The sequence below is a fragment of the Nonomuraea jabiensis genome, from assembly GCF_014204795.1.
In the GTDB taxonomy this organism is placed as follows: Bacteria; Actinomycetota; Actinomycetes; order Streptosporangiales; family Streptosporangiaceae; genus Nonomuraea; species Nonomuraea jabiensis.
The window spans coordinates 5,377,971-5,393,448 of record NZ_JACHMB010000001.1 but is presented as its reverse complement, the minus strand read 5'-3'; the positions used below and the strand labels follow the sequence as shown (position 1 = coordinate 5,393,448).

Here is a 15,478-nt window from a genome sequence, read left to right as displayed (position 1 = left end):
CTCCTGACTTTCTCTATGATCCGCGTCGGATCCGGCCTGCGTAGCGGCTCTCCAGGGCCTTGTTGTGCTCGTCGCCGCCGGTCACGTTGACTGACATGTAGATCGGGGGCGTCTCGCCCATGGCCACGAGCTCGTCCACCGCCCGGGTGACCACCATCTGCGCGAGCAGCGCCGAGGTGACCGTGGACACGGCTCCGTACGTGCCGCCGCCGGGGAGTTCGAGGATGGCGTCGCCGTACGGCGCCCCGTTGTCCAGCACGACGTCGGCCAGGTCGAGCAGCTTGCGGCCCGACGGGTGGCGCGAGGTCATCTGTGTGCTGTGCCTGACCGAGGTGAGGGCGATCAGCGGGTGCCCGCGCTCCTTGACGAGCGTGGCCAGCTCGACGACCGTGCCGTTCACGCCGGAGCTGGAGATCAGCACGAACACGTCCTGCGGCGCCACCGGCGCCAGGTCGTAGATCTCGTGCGCGATGGCCGGGTCGCGCTCCAGCTCGGAGGTCAGCACGCCGGGCGGGTGGCCCCCGTACAGGACGAGGTCCCTGGGCGAGAGTCGGTTGCTGGGGACGAGGCCGCCGGCCCGTCCGGCGATCTCCATGGCGATGGCCTCGGAGTGCCCCGAGCCGAACGCGTTGACCACGCCCCCCGCCCGGATCGAGGCCACGACCAGCGCGGCCGCCTCCCGTACCGGCTCGGCCTGGCTCTGCGTGACCTGGCGGGCCAGATCGAGGACCTCGGTTGCGTACGTCATTCAGCCTCTCTCCACCCGATGGCTCTCCACGGCGCTGATCGTGCGCTCGAACGCCTCGTTGGTGCGTTCGTAGGTGCGCTGGGCCACCGCCACGTACACGGCGTCCAGGACGAACAGCTGCGAATGGACGGCGGCCAGCCCGCCGAGCCTGAACGTGGTCTCCCTGCTGGCCGTGGTCAGCACCAGGTCCGCCAGCTCGGCCAGCGGCGAGCGCGCGAAGGAGGTGACCGCGACCGTCAGCGCGCCGTGGCTGCCGGCCTCGGCCAGCGCCTCCATGACCTCGCGGGTGCGGCCCCGGTGGCTGATGCCGATGGCCACGTCGCCGTCCTTGAGCAGGGCCGCCTCCGACAGGGCCACGTGCGCGTCGCCGGCGCTCCAGCCGGGGACGCCGATGCGGCGCAGCCGGCCCTCGAACATGGTGGCGACGTTGCCGCTGGTGGAGACGCCGACCAGGAGCACGCGCGGCGCGGCCACGATCGCGTCGGCCACCTTGGCGACGACGTCGAGGTCGAGCTGCGCGGCGGTGTCCTGGATGAGCCTGGCGTCGGCGGCGGCCATCACCTCGATGGCCGAGTCGAGCGGGTCGTCGGGGCCGATCTCGTGGCCGACGCCCGCTCCCCAGCCCGCCTGCGCGGCCCGGCCGGTCTCGGTGGCCAGCGCGACGCGCAGCTCGGCGTACCCCGAGAAGCCGAACGCCCGGCAGAACCTCGTCACGGTCGCCGGCGAGCTGCCGGCCCGCTCGGCGAGCGCGATGATGGTCGAGCGCGCCGCCTCGGCCGGATCGCCGAGAATCACCTCGCCGACCCTGCGCAAAGCCTCCGGCAAACCGGGTAGTTCTGTTTCGACGCGCCCTAGCGCTCCTGAAGTCACGAATATTCCTTCCGAATACCCGGTCTTCTGGCGAAAATTATTCTTGCTTCCGGTCCGCGTCAACCCCCAGACTCGGACCGTGACTGAATCGCTAGTGGTCGGTGTCGACGCCGGGGCCACGTCCACGCGGGTCGCCGTTCACACGCTCGACGGCACCAGGGTCGGCTACGCGCGGGCCGGCGCGGGCAATCCCACTGCTCACGGCGTGGACAAGGCGGTGGCCAACGTGGCGGCAGCGCTCGCCGAGGCGCTGGGGGCGCATGACGGCGGGCGGGTCGTCGCTTCGCTGACCGGGGTGGCGGGGCACGTGGCGGAGATGGTGCCCGAGGTGGCGAAGGTCTGGGCCGGGCACGGCATCGCCGAGGGGCCGCGCTACATGGGCGACGTGCCGATCGCCTACGCCGCGGGCTCCGCGGAGCCCGACGGCTCGCTGCTGCTGTCGGGCACGGGCGCCGTGGCGGCCAGGATCGTGGAGTTCAAGGTCGACATGGTCGCCGACGGGCTGGGCTGGCTGCTGGGCGATGAGGGGTCGGGCTTCTGGATCGGGCGCCGGGCCGTCCGGTCCGTGGTCCACGCCCTGGACCGGGGCGCGCCCCCGCGTGGCGAGGGTCTGGCCGAGCTGGTGGTGGAGCACTTCCTCGGCGACGATCGGCCGGCCGCGTCACGCGCCGCCGCCGACCGCATCGTACGGCTGGCGCAGGCCGACCACATGCGCCTGGCCGCCCTGTCCTCCCTGGTCAGCCAGGCCGCCGAGGCAGGCGACCCAGCCGCGCTCGAGATCGCGTCAGAGGCCGCGGAGCGCCTGGCCGCCACCCTGAGGAGGGTGCACGAGTCCGGTCCCGTGGTGCTGGCGGGGAGCGTGCTGACCAGCGAGGGTCCGGTACGCCGGGCGGTGACGGAGCTGCTGGCCGGCGAGAGCGTCACGACGGCGGGTGACGCGGCGGGCGCGGCGGCCTGGCTGGCGGCCCGGGACCTGCTCCCGGAGGCCGGCGCGAAGGCCCTGCACGCCGCGTTCACGGCCGTCAGCCCTTGACGGCCCCCGCCGTCATCCCCGTGCCCACCCGGCGCTGCAGGAACAGGAAGAGCAGCAGCGCGGGCAGCGCGAACAGGCTGGCGGCGGCCATCGTGGCGCCCCAGTCCGTGCCGAAGACGTCGCGGAACGACGACAGCCACACCGGCAGCGTGCGCTTGTCCTGGTCCTTGATGATCAGCACGTTCACGAACGCGAACTCGTTCCACGCCGTGATGAACCCGAACAGCGAGGTCGCCATCAGCCCGGGCGCCAGCAGCGGGAAGACCACCCGGCGGAAGGCGGCCAGGCGGCCGCACCCGTCCACCTGCGCCGCCTCCTCCAGCTCCGGCGGGATCGCGGCCAGGAACCCGCGCAGCGTCACGATCGTGAACGGCAACGTGATCATGAAGTAGACGCCGGTCAGCATCGCCAGCGAGTCCAGCAGGTCGGTGTCCCTGGCGATGATGAACACCGGCACCAGCAGCGCCTCCCACGGCGCCATCTGCGCCCCGAACACCGCGACCACGAACGCCCCTCTCCCCCGCCAGCGCATCCTGGCCACCGCGAACGCCGCCAGCAGCGCCGTCACCAGCGCGACCAGCACCGCGACCACGGTGACGACGAGGCTGTTGCGCCAGTAGGTCCAGAACCCCGGCGCGTTCACCGCCGTCGCGAAGTGCTCCAGGGTCGGGTGCGCCGGCCAGAAGGTCGGCGTGGCCGCCTGGATCTCCCCGGTCGGCTTGAACGCGGTCAGGAACATCCAGTAGACAGGGAAGATCGTCATGACGAGCACGGCGACCGCGGCCGCGTTGAGCGTCAGCCTCTTCACTGGCGGACCATCCTTCGCAGGTTGCTGACCAGGGCGACGGCGAGGATGACGACGGTGAGCATGGCGACCGCCGAGCCCAGGTCGTACCGGTGCAGCACCCGGGCGATCTTGAACGCGTACACCGGGAGGGTGGTCGTCGCGCCGTCCGGGCCGCCCTGGCTGAGCACCCAGATCTGCGGGAAGCACTTGGCCACCCAGATCACCTCCAGCGAGGCGACCAGGGCGAACAGCTGCCGCAGCATCGGCAGGGTGACCTTCCAGAAGACCTGCCGGCCGGTGCCGCCGTCGATCCGGGCAGACTCGTACAGCTCCACCGGAATGGTGGTCAGCCCGGCGTAGAGGGTGAGCGCGGCGAACGGCACCGACTGCCACACGACGAGGACCACGAGCACGGCGAACGTGGCCGTGCCGTCGGCGAACCACGTGTAGCCGCGGAAGGAGTCGAACCCGAGCGCGGCCAGCAGCCAGTTCACCACGCCGAGCTCCGACTGGAACAGCCACTGGAACACCGTCGTGGCCGCGATGATCGGGGTGGCCCAGGCCAGGGCGAGGGCGCTCATGAGGGCCAGGCGCAGGCCGCGGCGCAGGCGGGCGAGCATCAGCGCCACGCCCGTCGACAGGACCACGATCAGCACCACGTTGACCGCGGTCCAGCCCAGCGTGCGCCACAGCACCTGCCAGAACTCCGCGCCGGCCAGCAGCTCGGCGTAGTTGTCCAGACCGGCGAAGGCCGCGCCGCCCCTGATCAGCTCCCCCATGCGGAAGTGCTGGAAGGAGATCACCGCGGCCTTGAGCATCGGGTAGAGCAGGAGGAAGGCCCCGCCCGCCACCGTGGGGGCGATGAGCAGGTAGGGCCACAGGCTCCTGGTGCCGCGCATTCAGGACCCGCTGTTCAGGGTCGTGGTGATGGATTCGGAGACCTTCTTCGCCTCCGTCGCGGGGTCGGCGCCGGTGAGCACGGCGGTCATGTACTGCTTGATCACGGAGGTGGCCTCGACGGCGGCCCAGTTGGGGGTGTTCGGGGTGGCGCGGCCGCCCGCGGCGCCCTTGGCCATGGCCGCGGTGCCCTCGTCGCCGGACAGCACGCCGGCCAGCGAGGTGCGGTTGGGCACGAAGCTCATCGCCTTGGCCAGCTCGGTCTGGAACTGCTCCCCGGCCAGGGCCCTGACCAGCTCGTACGCCGCCTCCTGGCGCTTGGACGCGGCCGGGACGATCAGGTCGGAGCCGCCCGTGAAGACGGTGCCGGGCTTGTCGGCCGTCTTGCCCGGGATGGGGAAGAAGCCCATCTTGCCCTTCAGCTTGCCGTCCACCTCCAGGACGCGGGCGGCGATGCCGGGGACGGCGATGATCTGGGCCACCTTGCCCTGGGCGAACACCTCGTGCTGGGGCGGGTTGGCCTCGTCGGCGTCCTTGGGGCCCTTGCCGAGGGCCTGGAGGCGCTTGTAGAAGTCCATGCCGGCCAGGGCCTGCGGGGTGTCGAGGGCGCCCTTCCACTTGCCGCCCTCCTGGACGGCCAGGTCGCCGCCCTCGTCCCAGATGAAGCCGGCCAGGGCGTACCAGGTCTGCCCGGTCAAATAAATGCCCTGATTTCCGTTTTTATTCAGCTTTGCAGTGATATTTAGCCATTCGTCCCGCGTTTTCGGGGGCTCCTTGATGCCCGCCCCGGCGAACAGGTCCTTGTTGTAGACGACCACGCGGTTGGCGGCGTACCAGGGGATCCCGTACTGCTTGCCGTCGACGTTGCCCGGCTGGGCCAGGCCCGGCAGCCAGTCCTCGCCCTTGAGCTCGGCGACCTTGGCGGTCAGGTCCGTGACGCCGCCGCTGGCCGAGTACTGGGCGACCTGGGTGTTGCCCACCTCGATCACGTCGGGGGCGTCGGTGCTGGCCAGGGCCGCGGTGACGCGCTCGCCGACGCCGTCCCACGCCTGGATCTGGATGTCGAGGTCCACGCCCTTGTGCGCCGCCTCGTACTCGGTCTCGAACTTCTTCAGCAGGTCCTGCGTGACGCTGCCGTCCATGATCCAGACGGTCAGCTTCGTGGGACCCGCCGACGTCTTGGGCTCCTCGGCGGCGCCGCACGCGGCCACCGCGAAGACGGCCGCCAGGGCCAGGATGCGGTTCTTCATGGCGATCCTTGTCACGGGTTGGGGACGGTGTCCGTGAAGGAGGTGCCGGCGGCGCGCAGGGAGGCGACCCGGGCGGTGACGTCGGCGGGCGGGACGACCTCGTTCTTGCTGTAGTAGAGCCAGTCCACCTGCTGCCGGTACGTACGCGTCCCCGTGGCGGCCTGGAGATCGATGAACCACTGGTTGAACATGATCCACATGGGCGTCTCGGGATAGTAGCCGTCACCGTGGTCGGCGAACAGGCGGCCGTCCACGTAGTACCTGATCCGGCCGCCGGAGACCTGGATCACCAGGTCGTGCCAGCCGGCGAAGCTCGCGCGCTCCTCGGTGTGGGTGTTGACGGCCTGCCAGGGGTCGGCCTGGTAGGTCTCCCAGCTGGTGGTGTAGAGGATGTTGGACGGCTCGCCCCAGCCGCCGTTCGGCAGGTACTCGAAGTCGAGCTCGCCGTAGTCGGGGTCCAGGTTGTAGCGCAGCGGGGTGATGGTGAAGAACGTCTGCACCACGTGCTCGCCGTCGGGGCCGCCGGTCGGGGCGTCGCTGAAGCGGACGCGGGCGGCGTAGGTGCCCTCGAAGAACTTGCGGTTCGCGGTGGACAGCTCGGTCTGCACGGTGCCGGCGGCGGTGCCGTTCGTGGTGGAGTCGAGCGTCAGCAGGCCGCCGGGGAACGAGACCGCCGAGGGCGACCAGGTGGCGCCGGGCACGCCGGGGCCGCCCGAGCTGGAGCGCACCGTCCAGCCGCGCTGGGCGAGGCGCGGGTCGCTCGACCCCGAGTACGTGAAGTCGTCGAACAGCACGCCCGCCGAGCCCGTCGGAGGGACCGTGGGCGTGGGAGTGGGGGTGGGCTCGGTGCCGTTCGGCCGGCCCCACGCGAGCTGGCCGTTGACATGGACGGTGACCTTGTCCCAGTTCGTGTAGGCGGTGCCGGACCCGTAGGAGTAGTCGTCGCTCTGCGTGAACGTCTGCCAGTCCGCGCGGTAGAAGCGCAGCTGCAGGTCGCCGGTGTTCGCGCCGGGGGCCAGGTTGCCGGAGGTGAAGCCGACCTCCAGGTACTGGTCGGCGCCCGACTGGCGGACGAACTGCCCGGTCACCGTCGAGCAGCCCACCACGGCCCAGGAGCAGGCGAAGCGGTAGGTCTCCGTGCCGGTCAGGTAGTAGCGGATCTTGACCTGGTTGAGCGGGATCGCGGTGGTGCCGTCGTTGAAGAGCTGGAACCAGGGCTCGGCCTGGGCGGTGGTGGCGCCGGGGGCGCTGGTGCGGTACTGGAGGCGTACGGACTGCTGGGCGCTGGCCGGGGCGACCAGGGCCACGACGACGAGGACGAGAGGGAGGGCTAAGGAGAGGACAACTTTTCCGATATTTCGGTACATGGGGGGTTCTCCTTGCGAGGTGCGGCCCCGAATTTCGGGCATGCCGAACAGAGCTCGTGGCGGCTTGCGGGAGGCTCAGGCGCCGCGCCGGATGCGACCGGCGTACAGCGCCTCCAGCTTGAGGTTGTGGGCGTCGCCCTCGGGGACGTTGGACGACAGGTAGACCGGCGGCACCTCACCCGCTTCGAGCAGGTTGCGTACGGTCTGGGCCACCACGAGCTGGGCCAGCAGCGCCGAGGTGATGGTGGAGACGGCTCCGACGGAGGCGCCTCCGTCGGGCAGGGCGAGCACGGCGTCGCCGTAGGGCGCCCGGTTGTCCAGGACGACGTCGGCCAGGTCGATGAGCTTGCGTCCCGAGGGGTGGCGGGAGGCGACGGCCTCGCCGTGGGCGCGCGAGGTGATCGCGATCAGGTCGTGACCGCGCTGCTTGACGAGCGTGGCCAGCTCGACGACCACGCCGTTGACGCCCGAGTTGGAGATGATGACGAACAGGTCGCCGGGGTGGACGGGCGCCAGGTCGAGGATGGCGCGGGCGACGGACGGGTCGCGTTCGAGGTCGTAGCGGTCCAGCTCGGAGCGGGGGGCGTCGCCGTACAGGACGAGGTCCCTGAGCGCGAGCTTGCTGGTGGGCACGAGACCGCCGGCGCGGCCGGCGATCTCCATCGCGACGGCCTCCGAGTGGCCGGAGCCGAACGCCTGGATGACGCCGCCCCCGAGCACCGCCTTGGTGAAGAGGCCGGCGGCCCGGGCGATCTCCGGATCCTCCGGGATCGTCCGGACGAGGTCGGCGATGTGCTGAGCGAATTTTGCTGGATCTACTGTCATAAATCCCCTTCCGGGAGACGATGTCCGGCCACCGCCCGGACAGTCACGTCGAACGCCTGCCTGGTGCGCTCGTAGGTGCGCTGGGCCACCGACACGTACACGACGTCGAGCACCAGGAGCTGCGAGTGGATCGCGGCGAACCCCTCCGACCTGAAGCTCGTCGCGCGGCTGGCCGTGGTCAGCACCAGCTCGGCCACCTCGGCCAGCGGCGAGCGCGGCTGCGAGGTGACGGCCACGGTGATCGCGCCGTGGCTGCTCGCCTCAGCGAGCACCTCGATGACCTCGCGCGTGCGGCCGCTGTGCGAGATGCCGATCGCCACGTCACCCTGTCCGAGCAGCGCGGCGTCCGTCAGCGCGCTGTGGGCGTCGGACCTGCTCCAGGTCGGTACGCGCATGCGCTGCAGCCGGTACTCCATCTCGCTGGCCACCGCCGCGCTGCTCGACACGCCGAACAGCAGCACCCGCCCGGCCCTGGCCACCGCCTGGGCGGCCTTGTCCACCACGGCCAGGTCGAGCTGGTCGGCGGTCTCCTGGATCAGGCGGATGTCGTTGCCGGACACGACGCCGAGCACCTTGTCGAGGCTGTCGTCGGGGAGGATCTCCTGGCCGATGTCGGTGTGCCAGGTCTGCTGGGCCTTGCGGCCGGTCTCGGTGGCGACGGCCACGCGCAGCTCGGCGTACCCGGTGAAGCCGAGGGCGCGGCAGAAGCGCGTGATGGTCGCCGTGGACGTCCCGCTCCGCTCGGCCAGGTCGACGATGGTCAGCCGGGCGGCCTCGGCGGGCGCGGCCAGGATCACCTCGGCCACCTTGCGCAGCGCCTCGGGCATGTCGGGCTGTTCGGCCTGGATGCGGTTGAGTAGTTCCACGCGATGAAAATTATGACCAGGATCTGGCATCGTCAAGGCGTTTGGGCAATAATTTTTGACATGCTGGTACTGGGAGTGGATGCCGGCGGCACCTCGTCGCGGGCCGCGCTGTTCACGGTGGACGGAGCGCCGGTCGGGCGGGGGCACGCGCCCGGCGCCAACCCGGTGACGCTCGGCATGGACCAGGCCGGCGCGCACCTGACCGCCGCCGTCCAGGAGGCTGGTTCGGCCTCGTTACCGCACGTCAGCGCGGTGGTGTTAGGGCTGGCGGGGAATCCGGGGGCGTGCCGGGAGCTGGCCGCGCGCGTCCTGCGCCCGCTCCTCCCCCAGGGGCCGCCGGTACGGGTCGTCGGGGACACCGTGACCGCGTTCGCCGCCGGCACCGCCGCGCCGTCGGGCACCGTGCTGATCTCGGGGACGGGGGCGATCGCGGCAAAAATTACCAATCACGAGCAGACGGCGACCGCCGACGGGTACGGGTGGCTGTTCGGGGACGAGGGGTCGAGCTTCTGGCTCGGCCACGCCGCCGCCCGCACCACCATCCACACCCTCGCCACCACCGGCCCCCTCGCCACTCACACCATCCCCGACCCCCTCGCCACCGCCCGTCCGCCGTCCGCACCGACGTCAGGGGACGGGCGGCTGGTGGCGCTCGTCGTCCGACAGTTGCTGCCCGAAGGCGTGGGCGAGGATCCGGTCGCGCAATTGGCGGCGGCGGTGCACGCCCGGCCACCGCTCGCGCTCGCCGAGTTGGCGCCCCTCGTCAGCCAGGCCGCCGAAGCGGGCGACCCGGTCGCCCAGGCCCTCGTCGCCGAGGCGGCGGCACGGCTGGCGAGCACCGCCGCCCAGGTACACGAGCCCGGCCTGCCCATCGTGCTCGCCGGCGGCGTGCTCACGCCGGAGGGCCCCGTCAGGCGAGCGGTCCACGACCTCCTGCCGGACGCCGTCACGGCGGGGGACACGGCCGACGGCGCGGCCTGGCTGGCAGCCCGCGAACTGCTCCCCCAGGCCGACGCCCAGGCACTCCACGCGGCGTTCACGAAGCACCCCGATCGGCTTGCTCACCGTACGAGCAGGGCCGCGCTCCCGTAGCTGCCGCCGAACCCCGTCACGAGGGCCACCGCACGGCCCCCGTGCAGCTCCCGGACGGCCTGGGCCACGTTGTTCAGGCCGTGTACGTAGCCCTCCGAGAGGAGCCCGCCGTGCGGGTTCACCCAGGCGTGGCGGCGCTCCAGCAGGTACGCCCCCAGGTCCCCGCGCTCGACCAGCCCGAAGTCCTCCAGTTGCCGGGGCACGAGCCACGAGTAGGCGTCGTACGGCAGCGCCACGTCCACGTCCGACGGCCGCAGGCCGGACGCCTCCCAGAGCATGGGCGCCACGTACGCCGAGAAGATCGCGGTGACGTCCGGGGCGCGGTCCATCGACGAGCAGCCGGGGCCGCCCCCGCGCACGACCGCCCGCACGCGCGGCCCGTCCAGCACGCCGCTGACCACGAGGGCGCAGGCCCCGTCGGTCTCCTGGCAGCAGTCGACCGTGCGGAGCGGGGTGCTCACGTACGGCCGGGCGAGGTAGTCGGCGAGTTCGAGGGGTTCGCGGCGCAGGGCCCGGGGGTTGGTCTTGGCGTTCTCCCTGGACTGGGCGACGACCGCGTGCAGGTGCTCCTCCGTGAGGCCCGTGTCGTGCAGGTAGCGGGTCGCGGCCAGGGCGAACAGCGGGATCGGGCCCGCCAGCCCGTACGTGAAACGCTCCTGGGGGCCGGTGGAGACGGTGTTCATGCGCTTGCCGGAGCGGCCGTTGAGCGCCCGATACACCACGATATTTCGCGCCAAACCGGCGTGTATGAGCATCGCCGCGTCGCCCAGGATCGACGCCGCCTGCGTGCCGCCCCCGGCGATGTCGTTGTGCCACCCGAGCCGCTCGATGCCCAGGGCCCGCGCGACCTGGACGACGGGGGCGGAGTCGTTCAGGTGGTAGCTGAGCACCGCGTCCACCTCGCGCGGCCCGATGCCCGCGTCCGCGCACGCCGCCCGGCACGCCTCGACCGCCAGCTCCAGCTCGCTACGCCCGGACTCCCTGGTCAGCGCCGTCATCCCGACCCCGGCCACCGCCGCCAGCCCCGCAAACGGCTGCATCCGCCGCCTCCCACGTCCGTGGCCCGCTCCGTAGAGGCACGCTAGCCCGCGCCGAGCGGTTGAGACAAGCGCTTGCTCGGCGACCGCATTCAATCCGGAAATGTCGCCACCAGTGGATAACTGAATATCTTCACGGGAGGCAGGTCCTCTTGTAATACGGAGGAGTGATCAACCGATAAGCCCATCATCACGCTGAGGTGAGGGATGGATCTACGCTACGTCCGGTACGCGATGGCGATCGCTCGCGCGGGCAGTCTCCGCCGCGCCGCCACCGCGCTGCACATCGCACAGCCCACGCTGTCGGAGCAGCTCAGAGCCTTGGAGAAGGAGATCGGCGTCGAGCTGTTCAGCCGGTCGTCCAGCGGCGTGCAGCTGACCGAGGCGGGCGAGGCCTTCCTGGCCCAGGCCACCGTGGCGGTCGACGCCTTCGACCGCGCCGTGGCCGCCGCCAGGAACCGGGACACGACCGCGCGCCTGGGCGTGGCCGACGGGCTGGCGGACGTGGTGGCCCGGCTGCTCTCCCAGCTCCAGACCTCCAACCTGCGCGTGGCCCCCATGGGGACGGCCGAGCAGATCGTCTCCATCGCGGACGGCACCCTGCAGGCCGGGCTCGGCTACGCGCCGGGCTCGCTGCCCAGGGGTGTGGCCCGCATGCTGGTCCACCGGTTCCCGGTGCGCGCCCTGCTCCGCCGCGATCACCCCCTGGCGTCGTACGAGGCGCTGTCCCTGGCGGACCTGGCGGGCGAGCCGCTGGTGATGCCGGAGTCCGACGCGGTCGCCGGGGCCCGCCGCTTCCTGGAGGGATTCGTACGGCACCGCCTCCACCCCCGCCTCGGCCCGGCCGCGGCCACGCACGACCTGGTCATCAAGATGGTGGAGGAGGGCGCGGGCTACGCGCTGTGCGTCCACGAGGGCACCACAATCCCCGACACACTCGCATTTGTCCCTATAAAAGAGGATGTGCCGCCGCTGGAGGTGGTCTTCCTCTGGAACCGCCAGACGGACGTCCACGAGCTCCTCAGCGCGGCCCGCCACCTCGCCCGCTCTGGATAGCGCTATTATCTAGTGATGCGCATCTCCGAACTCAGCGCCAAGTCCGGTGTGGCCATTCCGACGATCAAGTACTACCTCCGCGAGTGCCTGCTGCACCCCGGCGAGCAGACAGCCGCGACCAGAGCCGAGTACGACGAGTCCCACCTGCGCAGACTCCGCCTGATCCGAGCCCTGCTCGAAGTGGGCCGGCTCCCCGTCGCCTCGATCAAGAAGATCATCGAAGCAGTCGAGGACGAGTCGCTCCCCCTGCACCTGCTGCTCGGCACCGCCCACTACGCCCTGAGCGCCACGGTCGAGCCCGAACCCGGCGAGGAGTGGCAGATCGCCCGCGACGAGGTGGACCGCCTCATCGCCGACCAGGGCTGGGACGTCACGCCGGCCGCCCCCGCCCGCGACGAGCTGGCCCAGACGATCGTCCGGATGCGCCAGCTCGGCCTGCCCGTCGACCTGAAGCCGTACGTCGGGATCGCGCAGAAGCTCGTCTCCGAGGTCGAGATGAACACCATCCCCTTCGACGGCCCGCGCGACGCGGCCGTAGAGGCCCTGGTGCTCGGCACCGTCCTGTACGGCAAGGCGTTCGAGGCGCTGCGCCGCATGGCCCAGGAGTCGGAGTCGGCCCGCCGCCTGTCCCCCTAGACGAGGCCGTTCTCGCGCAGCAGGGCGAGATTGTTCACGGTGACGGCCCCGCGCCAGTCGAGCGCCCCGGCCGGGGAGATGCGCGCGTAGTCCACATCCCATCCGCCGTCGTCCTTCTGCTGCCCCGCCAGCCGTACGAGGTCCGCCGCGATCACGTCGGGCTCGAACAGGTCGCGGGCCGGGCCCGGGTGGGGCGCGAAGTCCAGCGGCCGCAGCGTCTCGTTCTCGGTGCCGCCCTCGACCGGCACCCGCCCGTCCGCGGGGATGTGCGCGGCGAGCCGCTTGAGCAGGCCGGCCGCCCTGGGCTGGGTGTCGTACACGGCGTCGAGGAAGCGCACCGCGAACGCCAGCACGTACGCGTGCGGCGCCTGGTCGAGCTCCTGGATCGCGTCGAGGCAGTATCGCGTGGCCCGCTCCAGCCACGGATGCGCGGCGACGGCCGGGTCGTGGGCCGCGACGCGGTGGGCGGCGGCCGCGGAGATCGAGGTGATCTGCAGGGACGAGGTGTCCGCGTCGCCACCCGCCCACCAGGGCGCGGTGGCCTCGCCGACCGTGAGCGGCAGCGAGAACGGCACCCCGCCGTCCGCCAGCGTGACCGAGTCGAGCCAGTCGCACAGCTCCGCGGCCCGCGGCGAGGTCACGGGGCCGGCGTCCGCGAACACCTCGAAGGCGTGCAGCGCCGCCCCCGGCTGGCTCTCGGGTGTGCGCAGGTCCGGCTCCAGGCCCCAGCCGTAGCCGCCGTCGGGGTTGCGGTAGGCCTCCAGCGCACCGAGCGCGGAGGCGGCGTCGCCGTCGCCCATGAGCAGGTCGTAGCGGCGGCGGTCCAGAACACGTGCGTGCCCGGCGAGGAAGCCGGGGATCGCGGAAAGGTTCACGTTCATGAGCTCATCGTGCCCACGTTCGCGACATGCGGTCTTGTAAGTTCCGGACCGATCCGCCTGCGGTGAGAATGGGCGCATGGACGGCGAGCGGGCCCGCGCGAGGTTCCGGGGCGAGCGGGTGGCGCGGCTGGCCACGGCGAGCGGCGACGGGACGCCCCACCTGGTGCCCGTCACCTTCGCCGTGGTCGCGGACCGGGTGGTGACCGCGATCGATCACAAACCGAAGACCACCACCGAGCTGAGACGGACGCGCAACATCCGGGAGAACCCGCGCGTCAGCCTGCTGGCCGACCACTACGAGGACGACTGGGCCCGGCTGTGGTGGGCCCGCGCCGACGGCCTGGCCACGGTGGTGGAGGAGGGGCCGGAGCGCGAGTCGGCGCTCGACGCGCTGGCGGCCAAGTACGGCCAGTACCGCGAGCACCGGCCCGGCGGCCCCGTGATCCTCGTGGACGTGACCCGCTGGAGCGGCTGGTCGTTCACTCCGTGATGGTGACGGGCCGCTTCAGCAGCCACAGCGCGGCCCGCTGGAGCAGCGTGCGGTGCACCTCGTTGCCGTACGACCTGGTGTCGTGGCCCAGCGCGTCGTAGAACACCCGGCCGCGCCGCACCGGCCGCGCCCAGATCAGCGGCTGGCCGTTCGAGGAGGCCAGCGGCTCGACGTCCGGCAGGATGTCGAGGTCGCTGTAGACCTCGTCCACCACGTCGAAGTCCCGCAGGCCGTCGACCACCGGGTGATCGCCGTGCACCCGCACGCCCGTCCACCCCAGCGGCGGATGGTGGGACTTGGGCCAGGTCCAGCAGCCGCCCAGGACGCGTGGCCAGCCCTGCCAGTCGTCGAAGCAGATCGACGCCGAGTGCATGCACAGCAGCCCGCCGCCCCGGTCGAGGTGGTCGAGGAGCGTGGTGCGGGCCTGCGCCGGTAAGGCGAAGCGCCACTCGTCACGCAGGTCGGCGAAGCGGTCGTGGCCCATCTGCCAGCGCAGCGCGTTGACGGTGATGAGCTGGACCTCCGACGGCTCGCTCAGCGCGCCCGCGATGTCCTCGGTGATCTCCGACTCGACCCCCACCTCGGCGAGCACTTCCGCGAGCGCGGCCGACGTGGCGGCGAAGTCGTGGAACAGGCCTCCTGACAGGATCAGATTTCTCGCCACCCGCCAAGCTCATCATGCTTACCGCGCCTTTTCCACCCGTGACCTTTCACATCCCCCGCTTCGGCCCCCTCCTGGGTGACCGGGCATGATGCCAAGCGTGGACTTCGAGGAGCACCGCCCCATGCTGCTCGGGCTGGCCTACCGCCTGCTCGGCAGCATGTGGGACGCCGAGGACGTCGTGCAGGAGGGCTGGCTGCGCTGGCAGGGCACCGACCGGAGCGAGATCAAGGACCCGCGCGCCTTCCTGGTGACCGTGGTCTCGCGGCTGGCGCTCGACCAGCTGCGCTCGGCGCGGGTCAAGCGCGAGGCGTACACGGGGCCGTGGCTGCCCGAGCCGGTGATGACGGCGCAGGCGGGGCCGCTGGACACGGCCGAGCTGCGTGACACCGTCTCGTACGCGACCCTGCACCTGATGGAGCGGCTGTCGCCGCCGGAGCGGGCGGTGTTCGTGCTGCGGGAGGCGTTCGAGCTCCCGTACGACGAGATCGCGGAGATCGTCGGCACCTCCGCGGCCAACGCCCGGCAGCTGCACCGCCGGGCCTCCGTCCGGCTCGCCGAGGGGCGCGACCGGTTCCAGCCGTCGGCCGAGGACCACACCGAGCTGCTGACGAAGTTCATGGACGCGGCGGCGGGCGGCGACCTCGCGGCGCTCACCGAGCTGCTGCACGAGGACGTCGTCTCCTACAACGACGGCGGCGGCAAGGTCAGGGCCGCGCTGCGGCCGATCCTCGGGCGCCACAAGGTGGTGGCCTTCCTCAACGGCCTGCTCAGCCGCTACGACTTCGCCGACTCCCGGCTGATCGAGGTCAACGGCCAGCCGGCCCTCTGGACGCGGGTCGCGGGCAACCGCCAGGTCGTGCTGATCGACATCCGCGACGGCCTCATCACGCGCATCTACGGCCTGCTCAACCCCGACAAGCTCACCCGCGTCACCCCCGACGCAGAGGTCGCGGCCCCCCCTGACGATCTATAGTCGCCC

General features: G+C 71.7%; 17 protein-coding genes. 6 read left to right on the top strand and 11 right to left on the bottom strand.

Translation table 11 applies throughout. The annotated features are described in order from the left end of the window. Positions 1 to 13: 13 nt before the first annotated feature. Positions 14 to 748 (bottom strand): sugar isomerase domain-containing protein, encoded by a 735-nt coding sequence (locus tag HD596_RS24895; protein ID WP_185071731.1) that lies wholly within the window; start codon positions 746 to 748, stop codon positions 14 to 16. Beyond that, a complete protein-coding gene (locus tag HD596_RS24890; protein WP_185071730.1) occupies positions 749 to 1,618 on the bottom strand; it encodes a MurR/RpiR family transcriptional regulator in 870 nt (289 codons plus the stop codon). Positions 1,619 to 1,697: 79 nt separating this feature from the next. Here HD596_RS24890 and HD596_RS24885 point away from each other — a divergent pair, with 79 nt between their 5' ends. Then, positions 1,698 to 2,651 carry an N-acetylglucosamine kinase gene (locus tag HD596_RS24885; RefSeq protein WP_185071729.1) on the top strand — a complete coding sequence of 318 codons (954 nt, stop codon included), beginning with the start codon at positions 1,698 to 1,700 and terminating at the stop codon, positions 2,649 to 2,651. Here the strand turns inward: HD596_RS24885 and HD596_RS24880 are convergent. From HD596_RS24880 to HD596_RS24855, 6 genes are all read right to left on the bottom strand, one after another. Next, a complete protein-coding gene (locus HD596_RS24880; protein ID WP_313044677.1) occupies positions 2,641 to 3,459 on the bottom strand; it encodes a carbohydrate ABC transporter permease in 819 nt (272 codons plus the stop codon). The genes HD596_RS24885 and HD596_RS24880 overlap by 11 nt on opposite strands. Further along, the gene (locus HD596_RS24875; RefSeq protein WP_185071728.1) at positions 3,456 to 4,337 is read right to left on the bottom strand and encodes a carbohydrate ABC transporter permease; all 882 of its coding nucleotides are present in this window, start codon (positions 4,335 to 4,337) and stop codon (positions 3,456 to 3,458) included. Before HD596_RS24875 ends, HD596_RS24880 begins: the two co-directional genes overlap by 4 nt. Next, a complete protein-coding gene (locus HD596_RS24870; protein ID WP_185071727.1) occupies positions 4,338 to 5,585 on the bottom strand; it encodes an extracellular solute-binding protein in 1,248 nt (415 codons plus the stop codon). 11 nt (positions 5,586 to 5,596) lie between these two features. Further along, positions 5,597 to 6,952, bottom strand: coding sequence for a cellulose binding domain-containing protein (locus HD596_RS24865; protein ID WP_185071726.1), 1,356 nt, complete (start codon positions 6,950 to 6,952; stop codon positions 5,597 to 5,599). A 75-nt stretch (positions 6,953 to 7,027) separates the two neighbouring features. After that, positions 7,028 to 7,777 carry a sugar isomerase domain-containing protein gene (locus HD596_RS24860; RefSeq protein ID WP_185071725.1) on the bottom strand — a complete coding sequence of 250 codons (750 nt, stop codon included), beginning with the start codon at positions 7,775 to 7,777 and terminating at the stop codon, positions 7,028 to 7,030. After that, entirely contained in the window at positions 7,774 to 8,643 is an 870-nt protein-coding gene (locus HD596_RS24855) for an SIS domain-containing protein (protein WP_313044676.1), read from the bottom strand. Before HD596_RS24855 ends, HD596_RS24860 begins: the two co-directional genes overlap by 4 nt. 60 nt (positions 8,644 to 8,703) lie before the next feature. On the opposite strand from HD596_RS24855, the gene HD596_RS24850 reads away from it, so the two are divergent. Next, positions 8,704 to 9,735 carry an N-acetylglucosamine kinase gene (locus HD596_RS24850; RefSeq protein WP_185071723.1) on the top strand — a complete coding sequence of 344 codons (1,032 nt, stop codon included), beginning with the start codon at positions 8,704 to 8,706 and terminating at the stop codon, positions 9,733 to 9,735. Here HD596_RS24850 and HD596_RS24845 read toward each other — a convergent pair. Next, positions 9,705 to 10,775 (bottom strand): thiolase C-terminal domain-containing protein, encoded by a 1,071-nt coding sequence (locus HD596_RS24845; RefSeq protein ID WP_185071722.1) that lies wholly within the window; start codon positions 10,773 to 10,775, stop codon positions 9,705 to 9,707. The two genes, HD596_RS24850 and HD596_RS24845, sit on opposite strands and share 31 nt — an antisense overlap. Positions 10,776 to 10,979: 204 nt before the next feature. On the opposite strand from HD596_RS24845, the gene HD596_RS24840 reads away from it, so the two are divergent. Together HD596_RS24840 and HD596_RS24835 are read left to right on the top strand one after the other, a co-directional pair. Beyond that, on the top strand, positions 10,980 to 11,828 hold the full coding sequence (locus HD596_RS24840; RefSeq protein WP_185071721.1) for a LysR family transcriptional regulator: 849 nt from the start codon (positions 10,980 to 10,982) through the stop codon (positions 11,826 to 11,828). 15 nt (positions 11,829 to 11,843) lie between these two features. Then, entirely contained in the window at positions 11,844 to 12,464 is a 621-nt protein-coding gene (locus HD596_RS24835; RefSeq protein ID WP_185071720.1) for a MerR family transcriptional regulator, read from the top strand. Here the strand turns inward: HD596_RS24835 and HD596_RS24830 are convergent. Further along, the gene (locus tag HD596_RS24830) at positions 12,461 to 13,345 is read right to left on the bottom strand and encodes a prenyltransferase/squalene oxidase repeat-containing protein (protein WP_185071719.1); all 885 of its coding nucleotides are present in this window, start codon (positions 13,343 to 13,345) and stop codon (positions 12,461 to 12,463) included. The two genes, HD596_RS24835 and HD596_RS24830, sit on opposite strands and share 4 nt — an antisense overlap. Positions 13,346 to 13,421: 76 nt before the next feature. Between HD596_RS24830 and HD596_RS24825 the strand changes: the two genes are divergently transcribed. Next, positions 13,422 to 13,835 carry a TIGR03668 family PPOX class F420-dependent oxidoreductase gene (locus tag HD596_RS24825; RefSeq protein WP_185071718.1) on the top strand — a complete coding sequence of 138 codons (414 nt, stop codon included), beginning with the start codon at positions 13,422 to 13,424 and terminating at the stop codon, positions 13,833 to 13,835. Here the strand turns inward: HD596_RS24825 and HD596_RS24820 are convergent. Next, positions 13,825 to 14,499 carry a ThuA domain-containing protein gene (locus HD596_RS24820; RefSeq protein WP_185071717.1) on the bottom strand — a complete coding sequence of 225 codons (675 nt, stop codon included), beginning with the start codon at positions 14,497 to 14,499 and terminating at the stop codon, positions 13,825 to 13,827. The two genes, HD596_RS24825 and HD596_RS24820, sit on opposite strands and share 11 nt — an antisense overlap. 88 nt (positions 14,500 to 14,587) lie before the next feature. Between HD596_RS24820 and HD596_RS24815 the strand changes: the two genes are divergently transcribed. Continuing rightward, entirely contained in the window at positions 14,588 to 15,472 is an 885-nt protein-coding gene (locus HD596_RS24815) for an RNA polymerase sigma-70 factor (RefSeq protein WP_185078703.1), read from the top strand. Positions 15,473 to 15,478 lie beyond the last annotated feature (6 nt).

What these genes read in the sequence shown, in the direction of transcription:
- HD596_RS24895 (WP_185071731.1), bottom strand. Translation starts at nt 748, where the DNA reads ATGACGTACGCAACCGAGGTCCTCGATCTGGCCCGCCAGGTCACGCAG.
- HD596_RS24875 (WP_185071728.1), bottom strand. Translation starts at nt 4,337, where the DNA reads ATGCGCGGCACCAGGAGCCTGTGGCCCTACCTGCTCATCGCCCCCACG.
- HD596_RS24870 (WP_185071727.1), bottom strand. Translation starts at nt 5,585, where the DNA reads ATGAAGAACCGCATCCTGGCCCTGGCGGCCGTCTTCGCGGTGGCCGCG.
- HD596_RS24865 (WP_185071726.1), bottom strand. Translation starts at nt 6,952, where the DNA reads ATGTACCGAAATATCGGAAAAGTTGTCCTCTCCTTAGCCCTCCCTCTC.
- HD596_RS24860 (WP_185071725.1), bottom strand. Translation starts at nt 7,777, where the DNA reads ATGACAGTAGATCCAGCAAAATTCGCTCAGCACATCGCCGACCTCGTC.
- HD596_RS24850 (WP_185071723.1), top strand. Translation starts at nt 8,704, where the DNA reads ATGCTGGTACTGGGAGTGGATGCCGGCGGCACCTCGTCGCGGGCCGCG.
- HD596_RS24845 (WP_185071722.1), bottom strand. Translation starts at nt 10,775, where the DNA reads ATGCAGCCGTTTGCGGGGCTGGCGGCGGTGGCCGGGGTCGGGATGACG.
- HD596_RS24840 (WP_185071721.1), top strand. Translation starts at nt 10,980, where the DNA reads ATGGATCTACGCTACGTCCGGTACGCGATGGCGATCGCTCGCGCGGGC.
- HD596_RS24835 (WP_185071720.1), top strand. Translation starts at nt 11,844, where the DNA reads ATGCGCATCTCCGAACTCAGCGCCAAGTCCGGTGTGGCCATTCCGACG.
- HD596_RS24830 (WP_185071719.1), bottom strand. Translation starts at nt 13,345, where the DNA reads ATGAACGTGAACCTTTCCGCGATCCCCGGCTTCCTCGCCGGGCACGCA.
- HD596_RS24825 (WP_185071718.1), top strand. Translation starts at nt 13,422, where the DNA reads ATGGACGGCGAGCGGGCCCGCGCGAGGTTCCGGGGCGAGCGGGTGGCG.
- HD596_RS24815 (WP_185078703.1), top strand. Translation starts at nt 14,588, where the DNA reads ATGCCAAGCGTGGACTTCGAGGAGCACCGCCCCATGCTGCTCGGGCTG.